The 17,910-nt window shown below is 44.7% G+C and carries 15 protein-coding genes; 13 read left to right on the top strand and 2 right to left on the bottom strand.

The genetic code is table 11. The annotated features are described in order from the left end of the window. Positions 1-158: 158 nt before the first annotated feature. The 13 genes from EQU50_RS07105 (at position 159) to EQU50_RS07045 (ending at position 16,177) form a co-directional block, all read left to right on the top strand. Positions 159-530 (top strand): hypothetical protein, encoded by a 372-nt coding sequence (locus tag EQU50_RS07105; protein ID WP_130154434.1) that lies wholly within the window; start codon positions 159-161, stop codon positions 528-530. A gap of 55 nt (positions 531-585) precedes the next feature. Next, complete coding sequence (locus tag EQU50_RS07100; RefSeq protein ID WP_130154433.1) at positions 586-834, top strand: DUF2795 domain-containing protein; 249 nt, start codon at positions 586-588, stop codon at positions 832-834. 303 nt (positions 835-1,137) lie between these two features. Beyond that, entirely contained in the window at positions 1,138-1,803 is a 666-nt protein-coding gene (locus tag EQU50_RS07095; protein WP_130154432.1) for a BON domain-containing protein, read from the top strand. 41 nt (positions 1,804-1,844) lie between these two features. Next, on the top strand, positions 1,845-2,327 hold the full coding sequence (locus EQU50_RS07090) for an Hsp20/alpha crystallin family protein (RefSeq protein ID WP_130154431.1): 483 nt from the start codon (positions 1,845-1,847) through the stop codon (positions 2,325-2,327). A gap of 187 nt (positions 2,328-2,514) precedes the next feature. Further along, positions 2,515-2,802 carry an HU family DNA-binding protein gene (locus EQU50_RS07085; RefSeq protein ID WP_277986315.1) on the top strand — a complete coding sequence of 96 codons (288 nt, stop codon included), beginning with the start codon at positions 2,515-2,517 and terminating at the stop codon, positions 2,800-2,802. Between the two features lie 114 nt (positions 2,803-2,916). Beyond that, a complete protein-coding gene (locus EQU50_RS07080) occupies positions 2,917-5,175 on the top strand; it encodes a hypothetical protein (RefSeq protein ID WP_130154430.1) in 2,259 nt (752 codons plus the stop codon). A 58-nt stretch (positions 5,176-5,233) separates the two neighbouring features. Beyond that, positions 5,234-5,542 (top strand): HU family DNA-binding protein, encoded by a 309-nt coding sequence (locus EQU50_RS07075; protein ID WP_165380386.1) that lies wholly within the window; start codon positions 5,234-5,236, stop codon positions 5,540-5,542. Positions 5,543-5,709: 167 nt separating this feature from the next. After that, entirely contained in the window at positions 5,710-6,798 is a 1,089-nt protein-coding gene (locus EQU50_RS07070; RefSeq protein WP_130154428.1) for a hypothetical protein, read from the top strand. Continuing rightward, positions 6,785-8,608, top strand: coding sequence for a hypothetical protein (locus EQU50_RS07065; RefSeq protein ID WP_130154427.1), 1,824 nt, complete (start codon positions 6,785-6,787; stop codon positions 8,606-8,608). Before EQU50_RS07070 ends, EQU50_RS07065 begins: the two co-directional genes overlap by 14 nt. Positions 8,609-8,617: 9 nt before the next feature. Further along, on the top strand, positions 8,618-14,812 hold the full coding sequence (locus EQU50_RS07060) for a hypothetical protein (RefSeq protein ID WP_130154426.1): 6,195 nt from the start codon (positions 8,618-8,620) through the stop codon (positions 14,810-14,812). A gap of 12 nt (positions 14,813-14,824) precedes the next feature. After that, on the top strand, positions 14,825-15,193 hold the full coding sequence (locus tag EQU50_RS07055) for a hypothetical protein (RefSeq protein ID WP_130154425.1): 369 nt from the start codon (positions 14,825-14,827) through the stop codon (positions 15,191-15,193). 159 nt (positions 15,194-15,352) lie between these two features. Next, positions 15,353-15,799, top strand: coding sequence for an SMI1/KNR4 family protein (locus tag EQU50_RS07050; RefSeq protein WP_165380385.1), 447 nt, complete (start codon positions 15,353-15,355; stop codon positions 15,797-15,799). Positions 15,800-15,991: 192 nt separating this feature from the next. Next, positions 15,992-16,177, top strand: coding sequence for a hypothetical protein (locus EQU50_RS07045; RefSeq protein WP_130154423.1), 186 nt, complete (start codon positions 15,992-15,994; stop codon positions 16,175-16,177). On the opposite strand, the gene EQU50_RS07040 is transcribed toward EQU50_RS07045, so the two are convergent. Together EQU50_RS07040 and EQU50_RS07035 are read right to left on the bottom strand one after the other, a co-directional pair. After that, complete coding sequence (locus tag EQU50_RS07040) at positions 16,170-16,829, bottom strand: ParA family protein (protein WP_130154422.1); 660 nt, start codon at positions 16,827-16,829, stop codon at positions 16,170-16,172. The two genes, EQU50_RS07045 and EQU50_RS07040, sit on opposite strands and share 8 nt — an antisense overlap. A 130-nt stretch (positions 16,830-16,959) precedes the next feature. Next, positions 16,960-17,784 (bottom strand): hypothetical protein, encoded by an 825-nt coding sequence (locus EQU50_RS07035; RefSeq protein ID WP_130154421.1) that lies wholly within the window; start codon positions 17,782-17,784, stop codon positions 16,960-16,962. Positions 17,785-17,910 lie beyond the last annotated feature (126 nt).

Here is a 17,910-nt window from a genome sequence, read left to right as displayed (position 1 = left end):
ACGGTCAGATCGTAGCTGGTTTATTAAAAAAACTACGGCAATGTATTTTGTTCACTGACGATGACTAAACCCTATTTTTATGAATGGGTTTTGACGTTGACATAGCCCCTGTTATTTTCTAAATATGGATTTGTGAGACCAGAGATAAGGAGAGTAAAATGAAACTCACTCAAATCTTAACGGTTGCCCTTGGCTTAGGGCTTCTAGCAGGTGTTTCACCTGCTTTTTCCAGTAAACTTCATATCAAGAACGAAAATGCTAAAGAGTTAACGGTCTTAATTCAGTCCGAAGGATCCTCTTCTGAGGCTGTGCATTGGATGGAACTCGCGGTTCCTGCTAAAGCGGAGAAAGATGTTGTTGTGACAGCAGAAGAGATGGGAGGCAAGAAGACGTTTAGCGTTAAAGGCAAGACAAACCCCATCACACCAAAAGGGATGTCCTCCAACATGGATATCAATAAAAATTACATTCTAACCTTTAAGGATTCATCCTTAGGCACAGAATGTGTTTGTGAACTGGCTAAGGATTAAGAAGGGGGTGGCGAATCCCTTTCATTGTCAACTGAACAAATAACAGGAGGCTACTATGGCAGGTACCACAGAAGGCGGAAAGAAAACCAGCGAAGGCGGCCGGGGCAACCCACAAAAAGCCAGCCCCAGTGCTGTTGAGCATCACATCAAAGGGATACATTTCCCAGCAGACAAGAAGGCTTTAATAGATCAAGCCAAAGCGAATAAGGCGCCTGATGATGTGATGTATGTCTTGAATCAATTTTCAGACAAAAAATACCAGAGTGCTATTGACGTAGCCAAAGAAGTTGGAAACGTCGAATAGATTGTTGACTCATGGCTCCTATAATTGAAGATTCCTGACTTTGTTGCATAAAAGGTTGGGGGTCTTCATTAAGAAATCAGGTTATAGGGAAGATCTTTGCAGCAAGCTGCAAGGAAATCGTTTTAAACAATGCTAAATCTTAAAAAGCAAGTTTCGGAGAATTTAACCCGCAAAGTAGGGTTATTAGCCTCCCTTTTTCCTCTTTCAAAAAGACCTGAAAAGGACTATTGATGAGATGACGCTATGAAATAGGGTTTTATCCTTTTGGATAATTTCCTCCTCTTTTTCCGAAGGAGTCTTCTCATGAGTGATACCATTCTTAAAAATCAAATTTCCGAAAAATTCAATGTTCAGCCTGGTTTAAGGCCTCAGGATATCAACATCTCTGTAGAGAACGGCATTGTAACCTTAAGTGGTCGGGTTCGAAGTTATTTCGAAAAAAGTCTCGCTGAAAGGGCCGTTAAAAGTATCGATGGCGTTAAAGCCGTCATTGAAGAACTGCAAGTGGAGCTTGATGCATCTCTTCAACGTAGTGATGCGGATATAGCAGCAGCTGCAATTCGCGCGCTTGAATGGGATATGTCTCTTCCTGTGAATAAAATACAAGTCACTGTAGAAAAAGGGGTTATCAAGCTAACAGGTGAAGTTGAATATCAATACCAAAAGGAAAATGCCTACAGTGATGTACGTTATCTTTACGGCGTGCGCAACGTTTTAAATGCTATCGTTTTGAAGCCCTCGGTTCTTTTAATTGATCCAGAAAGAGTTTCAAAACAAATTATCAGCGAGTTTCAACGCAATGCCGTTTTGGACGCTAAACATATCGCTGTAGAGACCGAGGGGACGAAAATTATTCTGAAAGGAAAAGTTCGTTCGTGGGCAGAGCTTGAGGAGGCTAAAAAAGCAGCTTGGGCCGTTCCAGGCGTCACAGACGTCGAGGCTCAGCTGACGATTAGTTACGCAGGTTAAAAGTGTCTATTTATCATTCTAACAGAACTTAGGAGAAGGCCATGACTTTTAGAGATATTTTGTCCTTTAAGCCTAGAGACCGTTCAGATTTGGTCCCTATGGCTAATATACAGCAGCAAATGAACGACCTGTTTGATCGCTATTTTACAGGCTGGGATTTATGTCCGTCCTTTTCAACCACGAACAACTTCCCTTCTTTGGATGTGACGGAAACAGACAAGGAGGTTAGTATCAAAGCCGAACTGCCTGGCATGGAAGAAAAGGACGTTAAGATTGAGGTGTCTAAAAACCAGCTAACAATCAGAGGCGAAAAGAAAAGCGAAACTGAAGATAAGGATCAACAAGGAACGTGTTGGATGAAGGAAATTTCTTACGGCAGCTTTGCTCGGACTGTTTCCCTTCCTTTCGAGATAGATTCCGATAAAGCAAAGGCATCCTTTTCCAAGGGAATCTTGTCCCTAACCATTGAAAAACCAACGGAGAGAATTTCACAGACCAAGGTTATCCCGTTGACAAAAAGTTAACGGGGGGTTGCAGGCTTGGAGATTTATTACAGCTACCCAACAAACAAAAAACCTCAAATCTGATCTTAAGCCATGAGGTTTTGTTACATCGTAGATCAATGATCTTGGGGCCTATCGTTGGTAAATGGGTTGACTTTTTCTAAAGTTTTCTTATTTTGAAGACATTGGTCAACGTATAGAAAAGATAATGATTATGGCCCTTGGCAAAAAAGAATTGGTCTCTCATGTAGCAAAATCTGCTGACCTTACACAAGAGAAGGCTGGAAAAGCCATTGATGAAGTTATGAATTGGATTCGCGATGCCCTTAAAACGGGAGAAGACGTTCGTTTGATTGGGTTTGGTACCTTTTCCATCCAAAAACTTGCAGCCCGAGAAGGCAGAAATCCCAGTACAGGAGAGACGATGCAGATAAAGGCCAGTAACCGAGCCACATTTAAAGGGGGCAAGGAACTGAAAGAAGCTTTGAATGGATAATAGATTCCAGGTAGACTCTTTGGGATAAGTCTTTAAGAACAAAGAGCCTATCGTTGGTAGCTTTTGGACCCATGAAATACGCGGAATTTTATATTATAAATAGGGGGTTTTGTTATGAAAGCATCCAAGATCTTATCCCTTCTTTTAGGCATCAACAGCGGCGTTCTTCTAACGGATCACACAGCTTTAGCATCGTCGCGGTGGGAACCCTTCAATTTTGAACAAGAACGGGAAAGAGCGTTTTCTAGCTCGTCTTCATCGTTTTCCTTTTCATTTGCAGAACAGATTAGAATTGCCGAACAACACAGGGCCGAAACGCATGCTCATTTTTCTGCTATTTTTCAATCTGGCATAACTCTGGATTCCTTAAGACGGCCTGACTCGATGGGGTCTTCCTTTCCAACCGCAGCCTTCGCGAATGTCGCTTCAAGCGTTTCAAGAGTTGACCCTATTAAACATGTTAACTCCTATCATGTGATCAAACCGGTAGACCTAAAAGCCATAGAAGAGGATTTAAAAAGCAGAGGGATTAAAGATCCGGAGAGGGTGATTGCAACCTATGCTGCTGCTGTTGCCAGCCAAAAGTTTCAACAAGATTTTTTTGGGTTTGATATCCGAGACCAAGGAGCTAAAGCAGGCTTCCAAAAACACCTTGAGGCCTTAACAAATCAGGGTTTTAAAAACAATCTTCTTCTGAAGGATTGGATCCATCAGCCTAATTCAGCCATAAGGCTTGCCGGATTTCTGAACTCCTTTGGCTATACCTTAACCTTAGCCGATGCACAAGTGGTTGGGTCTACCTTGTCCCCAATACAATCCGTTAATCCAGCAAGGTTATTAGACAAAGCGTACACGGACATGACGCGCCTTATCAGTGGTCAAGTGGTTGCTATTGATGAACAGAGATGTGCCACCAAAGAAGAAGAAAAAGTATTGATTCAAGCGGCCTTGAACCTGGGACGCAAAAAAACAGCTGAACTCGATATATTAAAGCTTGAGCCTGGTTTTAGGGAAAGATTGGTTGAGTCTTTTGTACAGGATTATAACCTCCGTGATCTCACCTCCCTCACCAAAACAACGAGACGTCATAACGCAATTCTCTTAAGCCTTTCTTTGTTTGAGGCTTTGGGGATGAATATAGGGGCGAGGGATGATGATCTTGAGCACCTTCTGAAAAGAAGCGGTTTTACAACCGAGATGGTGGAGGCAGCCAATGCCTATCGACAATATGCCTATCAGACGTTTTCTTTCTTACAACCAAGCCATCCTATCGAGGAGATTATCTCTGGTCGTTTGAAGGTTTATGCTAATACGTCCCCAGAACCTCCATCACCCCCTAAACCCAAGGAATCATTGGTTAAGGGCTTAGCCGTTCAAACTCTGCAGGGGATCGAAACACTCGGAATTGATCCTGTGTTCGTTTATGAAAAGCTGACACCTTATGGAAAACCAGCTTTTGAAGCTTTAAAAACCCCTGGACAGTTTGTTCGATCAATATGGAAGGAATCCAAGGTCTATCCCTTAAGCGATGTCCGGAAGCAATCTTTTAAATCTATGCTTCATGAGATGGAAAGGGCGCTCATTGATCCCTCGACAATCCACGAAATTCATGGGTTTGGGTACGGCAGTGTTGCGAAAGAAGGGAAGACTGAAGCTGATGAACGGCGGCACGAGCTGCTCACCAAAAGAACCTGGCTGAGTTCTTGTCATGATTTCATCGTGGCATATTACTATGCCAAGACTCATGATTGTTTGGCTGAGTTTTATGCGGATGCCACCCCTCCAGAAAATGCTCCTTGCCTACCAGGGAAAATACGGTCAGCCCAAGAGTGGTTTGAATCCAAAAACATGTTGGTGGATGATACGGCCGGGGTTTTAGAGAAAGTCTTTGCTGGTATGGCCGGAATTGAGCTCTCCAGTGCCGTGCAACAGCTTTATAGGAAATATGTTTGGGCGTATCTGGAGATTTATCGGGCTGAAAAGGGGGGTATTTCCGCTGAAGAAGCCAAGAAGCAGGAAGAGTTTAAAAAAGAATATTTAACCTTAAAGGCGATCAAAGAAGGTCTTGTGGACATGGTCGCCGCTAACTTGCCCTCTGTGATTCGAAAATACAGGTCAAACCATTCGATTGTTTTCCCCATCGCGGCGTTTCATTCCTACAAATATGGGAACATCACCTTACAGGATGGTTTAGGAGCCGGGGATTTAGGCATAACCAACGTACAAGACATTTTGCAGCGTCAATCCCAGGCCAACAAAGCCCTTTTGAAGCAAGTGAGAACACTGGTTGATGTCCTCAGCGAGAAAGGAGTCATCGAGGTGTATAGCCCCTTTGGTTTAATGTCTCTGGGAGAGGAAGATCTGCCTACATGAGCTCTCAAAGCATGTTTCCCTCAGCTTATAGATGCATATCCCAGATGGAAGCCAAATCATGATCCGCAGCCAAGATCATTTGGTCAGCCACTTGTCGACACAGTTTGGTCTTTCAGAAGATCAGGCAGCCAAAACCATTCAAGGGATGTTAGACTGGATCATGAATGCCCTTAAGGAAGGGGATGAAGTTCGTCTGTTAGGGTTTGGAAGTTTTTGGTCCCAGCCGCTGGATGCAAAAGAACAGGTGGATACTCAAACGGGGAGAACCTTGATGTTGCAAGCTCGAAACAATCCAATGTTTAAGGGATCCAAGGAATTTCGGCAGATGTTGAATGAAAAAACACAAGAGATCGCTAAGCCCATGTGAAAACTGTGGTGGCAGAGTTAGGACAATGTTAAGTGATTTTTAAAAGTATGGGGCTCGAACAAAATGTGCTAAGAGATTAATGTAACAGATGACTTTTTGATGGCGTTTGTTGATGAAAGTCCTCTACGCGTAGAAACCATTTGAAAAGGTTGTGTGCGAGGTCATCTATGTCTTCTCTAGCGTCTTATTTTTGGCGTTTTTCTTGGCTAAACCTTCTCTGTTTAATCTTTTTTTGGGGGATTGATAACCCCACGCACGCCTTTCATATTGATTGGGACGATTACCATCGAAGCCGATCCCGAGATTTAACGTGGTATCTTCACTACTTATCGGCACATGAACCCACTGATAATCCAGAAAGCCTGACGTATCAAAGAAGGTTGGAGTATAAAAAGTCAGCCATTGGCTATATCCTCGCCACAGGGGGCCCGAATGGCTTTAGAGAAGAACCCGCCACTGCCGAAGAGGAAATTATTCTTCTGAAAGCCGCGTCTGTCGCAGCTTTTCTTCATGAAAGCCTTGGGGGTGCGGGTGATTTTGACTTATTGTCTATTCGACGATCGAACGGTTGGGACACAGAGACGGATAGGATCAAATCCCATTTACTGTTTGTTCAAAAGCCTTTGACTGCCACCAGGGTATTGATCAAGGCCGGTCAGAGGCTTCCTGAGTCATTCTTGATTCAAACTATCTATGGTCTTTACAAAAATGACTGCCTTCCCACGCTCAAGTTGGTATTACAAGATACACCCGCTGCACACGTTCAAGCCTTTGCCCAAACGTTTACCAAAGACTTAGCCAATCGACTGAAGGTTACCTTTGAAGACATCATGGATCCCCTTTCAACCACACTTGCCAAAACCATACCCTTGATTTGTTACAGTGAGTCGTGCCTTCAAACTTACATAACAAAAATTTGTCTCAAAGACTCTCCGGAATCGAGCATTCAGCATAAACCCCTCAAGGTGACACTACAGAATGGCTTGATTGTTTCGAGAGAGGTTGATGGCAGTATGATCTTAAAGTCTAATCGCAAGGTGAATTTAGGAAAAGTGTCTGTGTTTCCCACTTCCTTTTATCGGAATTCCATCATCTTGCATTCAGGACCTTTGCTCATCAGCAAATATCAAAACGAAGACGAGTTGTTAGCATCCCTCGAAGCTGTCTCGGCTATTTTGACGGGTGATACAAGGAAAAATGGTTACCAAACTTCTGCAGCAAACATCCAGAGGGGTTATCTTTATGATGAGTTCTAAAATTCTATTATTGAAATCGTTTATCCAAAACCCTTTTCCTGTTTTGCTGATGCTGTTTTCCCTCAATGGATCGATCCACATCAGCATGGCCTCTGATGATGACTCAGATTTTGACGATCAACCGACGTCGCAGACAAGACCCACGGTTGAGGGGGATGATTCAGAAGATGAGGAGGATGATCTCGTTAAATTCAAAAAGACCTATACTCTTCTCAATCTGAAAGTAGACACGGCAGATGCAGAAAAGCTGAAGGCCAGAGTGTTTAATAAAAAATCCAAAATAGAGGAGACCCTCGAGGGGTCTTTTGTCAAAGATGATGAGGGTGAAATTCAAAGAACCTTTGCTCTGAAAGTGCGAGACGATCATCCTAAGCCCTTTATGGAGAGCGACTATAATCTGGCCCCTTTGATTCAATGGTACAGAGAAACTCCCTGCCATCCTCTTTTTGCCATTCAGTTTGCCTATAACAAAGGGACCGTGGTGCTGGATGATTATCAAGAGGTTCCTTCTCTTTCCAGATCTTATGCACCCAGCACTTTTAGGGTATTTCACGAAGATAACTTACCGGAGCCGAATATCAGTGTGTTTATAGAATTGACGTACCCTCCGGCATCAAAAATCCCCCCTCAATCTCATCTTCTAGAAGACATTCCCTATCAATTTCTTAGTAGACGATTGATCCGCCTCACCGATTACTGGGTTGAGAACGGAGCCATGCGTATCGAAGAAGAGTGGGTTACAGAAAATGAGGTCAAGCTCCCTGTCATTCCTCAAATTCCGGCCCTCGCACAAGCTGAAAAACTCACCCCCTTTATGATGGACGGAACCCATCGTGAACCGCTGGTTGGCGTGAAGGCTAAATTTTTAAAACCTTTTAAAGCCTCCAAAAAGCCTGTCACCTTCTCGTCTGGACTCTATAAAATCCTGAAAGCAGACACCCTTCAGGTCCCCTATCTGTATGTGGAAACAGCCCGTGGCAAACCGGAATTCTTTTTAACCCAAACGAAAGAAGTGACGTTAAAGAAAAGAGAGACATCTGGTGACCAAGATCGGGTGGTTTTAAGGTTCACCCAAAAAGTTGGGTTGGTTGTGGATGCTCAACTTGTGGGATCTTCCAGTGCTCTGAGAACAGGCCTCCTTCAACAAAGAGCTTCGGCTCAGTGGTATCCTGTGTCTCAAACCTATGTTGTTTCCCCAACCCCTCCTTTTTATCAATTGAAGATCACAAAAGTTAAAAGCACGGAATCTTTGACCCCAAAACAACTCTTGCAGACTTTGTACAAGTCTCAGGATATGTTCTATTCCCATTTGATGACCTTAGAGCTGGCTCACCCCTTGTTATCAGATGACTCAAATCAAAGTTTGTTTTCTTCTTCTGCGTCCGGTGAAGACGCTTCAGCAAAGGCCGCGTTTGAAGCATTTTTTGAAAAGTTTTGTAAGGTTATCACGAGATCATACCCAACATTTCCCCTTCCAAGGAAACTGAGGGTTTTGGAAATTGGGGGACGAGACGAACCCATTTTCACACCCACGTCTCAGGAATGTAGCCTGTTGAATGCTTTGCCGTTGAATCGATTAACACTGACCAACGTCAAAATTGGCGAAGCCGATATGAAAAGAGCCATGAGCGATTTCGAGGGCGGCCATACCGACGAGTTTTCTGTTGAACTCCTCAAAGGACATTGCTTTGAAACGTTCGAGATGGCATCTCCCTATTGCCCGTTCAAACAAACCTTTCAAAGGGAACGGGCCGAACAGCTCGACCAAGCTTATCGTGACCATTGCCGAACCTATAGGCCTAAAGACTAGGAGAAGACCATGACCCCTATCAAATCCCAGGAACGATCTTTATTCCAGCGTTGGATAGCTTATACCCTCTGTTACCTGATCTTTCTCCAACAACCCTTGGTCATTGCTGCCGACTTGGTGAGTCTTGAAAAAGCCGAGGCTATGACCATTAAGATTCCCCGTTTCAAGAAAAAAGCTGACGCTCCGGCTTATAAAACAGCCACTGCCTATTCTCAGCTCTTGGATGTACCGGATCAGACCCTTCGCTTAAGTTTAAGTCCCGATCTTGAAAAACTCGACAGCCTCTTCATCCTTTTTAAGTCGAGTGATAGAAGCAAAGTAGCCTGTTTAGAAAAAACAACACACGGGTTGGCTCTTCAGATCTTGGAGGGATACGCCCTGACGCTTGTCAGTCAAGAACATCCCTTGCCGCCTCTTTTTGTAACCAGCGTAGGCCGTATCTCGTTAGATGCGGAACGACTGGTCAACCCCTTAACCCTCCATGCCTCTTCTATCAAGTTCTTAAAAGACATGAAGGTTCATAGTCCCGTCGTTTTATGGGCAAAAGGCGAGGCAGGCCCAAGAGGAGAGGATGATCCAGAACCAATCACCCTAACCATACAAAATTCCATGGGCGCACAAGTGCCTTTAGAAGCCAGAGGGCGTGTCCAAACAAAAGGACTCAAAGGGAACGGAACGCTCTCTATTTTTGCCGGTGAGTTTCGAAACAATTCGTCTTATCTTCTCCATCAAATACAAATCAGGGCTCACATCGAGAACGGTTTGCAAGGAGATATCTGTGGTCGTGACACTGTTTTCTTGGAAGGAACCCTCAAGAACAGAGGCTTTATTCGCACCAGAGGTGATCTTGTGGAAAGCATCATGTCTGGAGGCCTCTTCGAACACACAGAGACTTCTCGGACATTTTCCCTCAATTCTCATAGAGTCGAGGGAACGTCCTATCTGCATAACGGAAAAGTCTATAGTGCAGGGGCCATGCGTGTTCTCGCTTCCGGGATGACCTTTGGGCCCCGGTTTCACTTTAGGGGCAATCGGTTCATCGGAAACGCCCGCCACAGCATTGAAGCCCCCAACCCTTCCACCCTTTTTGAAGCTCTTCGATATATAGAGTTTAAAAGCGCCGATGACCTGGATAACAGAGCGCGCCTACGCGTTCATAACTTCCCCTTTCCTTTCGATGCCTACTTTGGGGACTTAAGCGGTTTGGATGAAGAGCAAACACTCCTCTACCAAAAGAAAAGCAAGGAACTAGCCAAAGAACAAAAATACGTTATTTCTGATGAACAGGGTGACGCCGGCTATGGTATTTTGTTTTCCTCTTCCAAAGGGACCATCTTTCAAGCGGGCGATATTTATACATCAGGTAACGATATTCTCTTGAAGGCCAGTCATGTGGGGCATGATGGTATCACCAGGGGTGGAACTGTGGGTCCAGGGTCCGTCAAAGTGGTGGCCCAAAGTGCCAGCCTGAGGGGGCGTATTGAAGCCTCTCGACGTGTCGAGGCGCACGTCACGGGTGGTTTGACCATGGATCTCTTTCTCAAGAGTCCCCTCACCCTGGTCTTTGCCAACAGCCTTGACCTCTCCGGAAATCTCAACACATCGTTGATCGCCAAAGTGGCAGGATCCGTGAGATTCCTGGATCAACTCAAAGCACAAGCCATTTCTGTAGACGCTACCTCTCTGAGCGTCTTGCAAACGCCAGGATCCAACGCAGGTCCGCAAGAGATTGGTTCTCTCCAAGCCTCTGTCTCAACGTTTCTTGTTCAAAAACCGCTTATTCTGTCAGGTCCTTCCTGGGCGCACGTGGAATCGTGGTTCGTCAATCAAAGTCAAATGACCATTAATGGTTTTTTCGAAGCCAACATGCGAGGGGGTCATTATCTCGGGTCTATGGATGGGTCAGGAACCCTCTCTCTGAAGGCTCCTGCGTTTCGGGATGTGGTTGACTTGGCGTTTGGCAAAACAAGGGTTCAAACAAAAACCATCCACGTGACCGCAGAAGAGCAAGACGTGGTAATTGATGAATCTCACACCACGGATCGCCAAGTGAGTCTCAAAGCCCGATCTTTAGCCATTAAGGCAGATCAAACAGCAACCGGTGGACTGTTCTTGGGTTCTACCCATGGTGATCTCGCGATGCAAGGAATCACCCTTGATACGGCTGATCAATTGTTGAGCCTTGAAGCCATGGGCGGCGACTTCTATGCTCAAGGAGCTAGAACGCGCTCTGGCATTTTATCCATCCGCTCTTCCGGTAATGGGTCCTTTGGCGGCGGCATCTTCTCAGCCCCCCAAATGGCTGTTTCTATTGCCGGTGTCTGCGATACCAGCACACTTGAAGGCTCCCATCATCCTGCTCAATTCTACTCACGGGGAACAACTCAAGAGGGAGGTAGACCCTATCAGTATTTTGATGTTGGTACCTATAAAGGTCAGGGGACGAAGGGGCAGAAAGCCTATTATGCGGCTGATGGTAGTTACCATGTCGACGAACAAACCCAAAAACGTATTGTACATCATAGTGATGGATCCCTAACAATCCTCAGTCATTCCACCTTGGATCTCGACAAGGCTGATCTCCAAGCCGGTCTTTCCGAGGCCATCCGCTTGCAATCTCTGTTTGATATGAATCTCCGTAATATCCATGCCACAGGGGGAAGAGCGCGGGTCATCAGTGAACGGGGGGACATTCTTGAACACGCTGATGTTTTGACGAACATGACCCATGTGAACCGTTCTGGCTGCGGGGGAGACTATACCTACCAAACAACCAGCACGCTACAACAACAAAGGGCTGAGGGGAACATCTGGAACCTATTAGCAGGAAGACAGACCCGGGCTGATGGAACAGAATTGCCAACCCTGTTGTTTCAAGTTTCCAGAGGGAAATCGATTATCTCCCAAGCCTCGACCTTGAATGTTCCCAATGGTCTGGTTATGAGGATTGCCCCTGATGGAACCATTCAACAAACAACGGTGACTTTATCGGATCGTTTCAGTCAACACCACCAAACATGGGGGAGAGGCTATAGCAACAATTTCTACGAGGGATGGTCCAATGTTCGAGGGGTTGGGGGCAGTATCAGCGCCACCGCTGAGGTTGCTAACTGTTTTAGGCTAGAGGAAATAGGCTATGATCGTCGGATCCGAGATTATTACCTTGAAGAGGCTCAAGAAGTCATTCGTCGAACCGCCATGAATCAGTCCTCAGCGTATAGCATCGTAAATTTACAAAAAGATGGCGCTGATATGTTCTCTAGCGGTGGATCTGCGCATCATAGCCAAACGATGAACGCGCATTATGCAACGCGCGTTCTGTTTGATGTGGGGCATTATATCGAGAGAAAGAATCGTGCAGACCAAGTAGGCACCACAACCTGGGAAGGTCCTATTCACTTCTCTGCCAAAGCGTCAACCTTGGCAAGGAATCAGCTTTATAAAGCTATTCAACAGACCATGGAGCAAACAACCACCAGTTCGGTTGATAATATGAGCTCTTTCCAGCCCACAAGGTTCTCCTTGCCTCAGTTTAATTCCAACCCCTTACAAATGCTCAAAGGGTTTAATCAAGCTGCCGGTTATGCCAATGAAGCCATGAGTTTTATCAACGCCCTAAAAAGTGGAAATCCTTACCTGGCCGCTTTGCAGATTGCTGGAAAGTTTACCAACTTCGCCTCAACGACGAGCGAACAGTATATGCGCCAGTACGAGATGACAGAAGTGGCACCTTTCTTCAGCTTAGGTAGGACTCACTTTAACGATGTTTCTAAAATAACTGGGACATTGGCCGGCATGACCATGGACTCCCCGACAGGAAAAGTTCTGTTGTTTGATGTCAAGGCTCCCCTTTATGAAAAAACCATGGAAGGATGGTCAAATAGTACCACCGATACAACAAATCCTTGCACCCTCTCTTTTGGTCATAGCGAAAGCTGGTCACGACAAAGTTCGTTTGATAGAGGCAGCCAACACAGTTTTGTGAATATATTGGGAAAACCCGATCTGCGGATTGATGACTATAGAGGGTACGGAGTTGGGTTAAACACCTTGCCAATAGGAGGTACTCAAGATTTTACCCGCAGAACACATCGCGTCTGGATTGATGGTCGGGCGGTAGACATCCCTTATCTAGAGGCTGTTGAGTCATCCTCAGGGTTTCCTCTGATAGCTCGTCCCACTGGCAACCGCGTCTCCATAGGGGAAATGTTCGTCACTGCCCCTTCTTATGAGAATGGATATTCCATGGCGTCCGGTCACAGCCATTATGGCGTCAGCTTTATGCCAATCGTTCTCGCCATGATCCCAGGAGGTCAGGGATTAGCTTTCACAACGCTCATGAGCTGTCTGAATTTTGGCTTTGGGGGAGAAGAAAAGCATGGATACCACAGTGGAACCCAAGCTATGACCTTCTCAGCTTTAGGGGCTCCAATTGAGGTTGATAAGCTCCATACAAAAGGCAAGATCAAGGTAGACGCCGGTATTCATGCTCAATATCATGAACACGAAGATGTTCAAGAAGTTCACCAGGATGATAGCAGCTATGATGTTCTGGGAAGGGGTCTGGAATACCTGACGGAGGGCTTTTCTGCCTACAATAATGTAATAAGCCTTGGTGAGAATTGGAAGAAACTCACATCGCCTCTTCCTCCTGCATACTCCAGGGCCGATCAACAATCCTTAAGTGATCGTCTTGAAGATGTGCTTCGTGAAAACTTAGAGGCACGCGATAGACAAACATCTTCAGCAAGGCCCTCTAGGGCCTCACAGAGGGGCGATTCAGGTAGAGACCCTGATCCTAACCCAAGAAGAGGAAGAACGCGTACAAGAGAGAATATTGATCATAGCCTCACGTTTAGTCATTTAGATCAAACTACCCAGGGAATTGCTGAAGCTCAGAACTTCGTCACCTATGCAAGTGCGAAAACTCGCTCTTCTTCACCCACTACCTTCAGAAACAAGGTGCGGTTAGAGAGAGCAGAAACCAACTATGAGGCTGTAAAAGACCAAGGATTCTTTGCTCGTCGCAGTGCAGCAGCAGAATTAATTGATGCTCGTCAAACCTACGAGGATCGTATTGCTCTCAGGCAATCCCTCAATACTGCTGCTATGTTCTCCTCTCAAACTTATGAGACCACCCTACATGCTATCGACTATGCCAAAGCAAAACCAGCTCAAGCAGCAGCGTATGTCGCTGCAACTGGTCTAGCCGTCTCTACATTACCATTATCAGGGACTGCGGCAGTTGTATCGGGGGCCCTGAGTGGCGGCTTGTTTGGTTTGGCTTCCAATGATTTCAATGTGTCGACACCGCAAGCCCAGCGGGACCTTGGACTATCCATATTGCTGGGTGGATGCGCCCCCCTAAAACCTCTTTATTCAGCAGGGGCTGGTCTTGGAATCGGTGGTTATGGTTACGTAACAGGATCCACATCCGCAATGGTTGGTGGAGCCTTATTAACAGCACCTGGTATCTTTGGTGCTGGAAGATCGCTAGCACAACACCTTTTTGCAAAGGCACCAGCAACGGAGAATCTCTTCGCCAGAGTAGCGGCCAACAGTAACTTCAGAAACACCCTAAGCCATGCCTTGCCTATGGAAAGTGCTCACATAGCCCAACCCGCTAATCAAAATATGGTTAGGTTGTTGTTTGATGTCAGGGCAACAGGGACCCATGGCGGCCCATCCTTCTTCGTTAGGATGAGTGAGGGTAGCGGCAGTGGCATTCCTCGAGGTGGGTTCAGTGCGGGGCATACTGAAGGGTTAGGAACAGGTTCAGTCGGAACTCGTGCTGTCCCAAGTAGTGGTGGTGGAACTTCAGGGCCATCACAAGCGCCTTTCATCAGGAGAATTGATAAGCAGAAAGCGCATGCTGAAAGAATTGGCATGAGAAATGCTGTTGACACCCGAGAAATCCCTTGGTCAAGCAAGTCCGTTAGGGATGCAGTAAAAAGCTTAGAAATGGGACAGAATGAGGTTAGGGTGGCCAGTCGTATGGAAGCGGAAGAGCTTTTACTTGGCAGGTATCAAGGAAAGGGATTCAAGAACACCACCGGCATGAGGCCCACCGAAGCAAAAGACTTACTTGGCAGCAAGAAGAGGACTTATCATTGGGATGTAGGTAAAGATGCCTACCCCCATGAGTCATCACACCTTCAGCTTCACGACGGTCCTGCCGTAATTCGTATTTACTTTCCAGATTAGGGAATTAATGACATGAATGAACATTATAAGGTACTAAACGCTTTGCGCCGAGACCACGACCTGGCCGCTGAACTTCCATCAAGCTCACCGGATCTTTATTCCTGGGTTGGGGTATATCCCCTTGATCTAGATAAAGACAAAGAATGGTTGTGTAACAAAAAAGTGAAAATCTCTAATACAGACAAGCCAATTTACTGCATACGTCTATTCGAAGCTGAAAAGAAATTAATAGACCAAGATGTATGGGTTTGTGAGTCAGACCTCAAAAACAAGAAGGATTTTGTTGTTCAAGGCGAAGAGGCCTTGTTTGCCAAACTTTCAGAACTAAACATAGACCCAGATAAGCTTGAAATGCCATGCAAATCTAATTATCCAATCTGAAGATTGACACTTGGAAAGAAACATAAAAGAGGAAGTTTTCAAGATGGATGTAGCTATTTTCAAGACCTTGGAAGATTGCAGCTGATTCCTGAGGCCATACATAATCATCCTCTCCTGCGCCACGTTGGTGGTTTTTCTCTGAGTCAATAATTTATGGATATGCCGAATATAAAAATGATTTTAGAACCAATACAAGATTTAGAAAGTATTTATGGGGTGAATCTGGACAAGAATTATGTAGATTTTCTTACTGATACCCCTCACGAAGATCCAAAAAAAAAGGGAATCAATTATTTTGATCCTCTTAGAAAGAAAAACTTTAAAACGTCTATATGTACATTCTTTCAGCCTAAAATTTCTAATTTTGGGGGGTTGCTTCTTGAAGACGATTTTTATGCTCCAGATGAACTGATTGAAAATAAAATAATTCCTTTTGGAATGGATGCTGGCGGTTATTTATTCTGTTTTGATTATAGGAAAAATAAAATACCGTCTGTTGTTTTGTGGATAAGAGATAATCCTTCTGGAAAAGATATTACGGATATAGCAATTAACTTTGATGAATTTTTAAAAAAACTGGAGCCAGAAGAGGAAACGGACTTTTGAGGAAACATTATTCTATGTGGCTGATTGGATAGAATCGGGTACGTTTGGGTGATTTTAGGTTGCAAGAAATGCGTGCTAAAACGTTTTCTTGTTTTCAAGAAAACACGTTATTTTGCTAGCTCGATTAAGTTATTTCAGATTTAGTTACGTTCTGACCATAGGGAAAACGACTGGAGAAGGAGTTCTGATTGTGTGATACCATGGGTTGCTGCGGCAATTTTAAAATCTCTTTTGAAAAATGCTGGAACTCTAAAATTAAGAGCAACGGTTTTTCCGGGCTCAGGTTTTTTCAAGTTAGATTTTATCTCCATAGATGTTGGAGGTTCTCCTTTAAATGTTCGACGCGGTGGAGAAGGAGGTTTTGTAGCCATTATTTAACCTTTTTTTCTAAAGATAATATGTGAGATGCTTCATCTATTATTGCTTGCGCCAATTCTTCGGCTCTGTTTCTTAACGTTGGAAAGCTCACTTCAGATAAGGCCTTACCCTCATCGCTTGCCCTCCTAAACCCAGTTTTTTCTGGTATAGAACCAGTCAGAGTTCTGTATCCCGCTCTTTTAATATATTCTCTTGCATCCAAAATCTCGTTTTCTTTATCTCCTACTCGGCAAAGGGCAAAAACAATTTTATCCGCGGAAATCTGATTGGCTGTAAGCTCGTGAGCTAAAAGGACTGAAGGTTTTAAATCATCCAACGCTAGGCCAGTTGGCAAAACCATAAGATGTGAAGTTTTAGCAATCTCTAAAGTTCCAGACATCGAATGAGGAGGACCATCAAATATAAGAAGATCATAAATAGATATAACCTTCATAGCTTGCATTACTGTTCTAAAAGGCTCAACAGCAATTTCCGGATCAATTTTCGATTGTTCTCGTCTTTGTTTCCAATCTGTGCTTGTTCCCTGAGAAATATCGAGATCGGCTATTTTTACTTGCCATCCAGCTTGGGCATATTCTCTTGCCACGAGTCTGGCCAAAGTGCTTTTTCCAACACCTCCCTTTTGAGAAACCATTCCAATAATGAGGGTCATAAGAAAATCCTTTTTCTTCCTTTTTTATTGTTAGCAAGCTTTTTGATTTGCACGCAAGAAAAATATAACAAAAACAAACAAACTTGCTTGCACGCAAAAAATAACAAGAAAATTCCTTGTGCCTTTCGTGTTAATGATCATCTATCAGAGAGTTAACCATATCAGAACGACTTTCTGACAAAGCAAAGGCTTCATCGGCTTTAATCATCCCTTCTTTAATAGACGTTCGAATGCCATAGATCATTTTCATATGTTCAAGATCAAACTCTTGGATAGACGACTTACCAAAGAAGGCAAACACCTTTTCTACGTGGATACCCAGGCGCTCAAGATTTTCAAACATATTTTGACGTTTCTTTTCAAAATCCTCCTGATTACTGGCCGCAACAGACAGAGCCATTGCCTTTTGAAGCGCTTGGTCAATAAAAACCTTGGGTATGGTTTTAAAAATTACATTCCTAAAGGCAATGGCAGACGCAGCGGCAATAGTTGTATTCTGCATATCCGTACTATAGGGTTTGCCGTCTTTGGTGACAATCCCTCGGCTGATCTCATGGCTGACTTTGGCATTGGTCTCTAAATCCAAACACCACCCTTCCACCACAACGCTTTTGCCGTTATTGGAAATGACCCGGGTCCCAGACTGCATATTGCCCCAAAATGACGAACAGATCTCTGCCAGTCGGATAGAAGGGCCCGTAATGGTCTTCCCGGCTCTGGGTAAGGTATAATAACAAGACGCAGACACCTCAGGACTCATGGCTATGGTCAGTTCAATATTTTTGATACATTGCCTAACATCCCTTGGAAAGGCCTTGGCTGTCATCACATCCTTATCAATAACGCCTTCAATGGTAAAACCCAGTTGATCTGTAAGGTTCCTTCCCTCTTGTTTGGGTGCTGGGAATTGACGAACATTGTTGTGGGCGGAGTTTGAAATAGCTTGGGTTTGCATGGGGTTTTCTCCTTAAATCAGTCTGAGTTCTCGAGTTGTATTGGTTTGTGTGCGTATTCCGGCGAAAATCGAATAGTGATTCCGGTCTAAACCGAACGGCAATTCCGGCTCAATTCGAATGGTGAT

Source organism: Candidatus Finniella inopinata (assembly GCF_004210305.1).
Classification (GTDB): Bacteria; Pseudomonadota; Alphaproteobacteria; order Paracaedibacterales; family CAIULA01; genus Finniella; species Finniella inopinata_A.
Note: the sequence above shows the minus strand (reverse complement) of the source record. Positions and strands in the feature narration are given on the sequence as shown.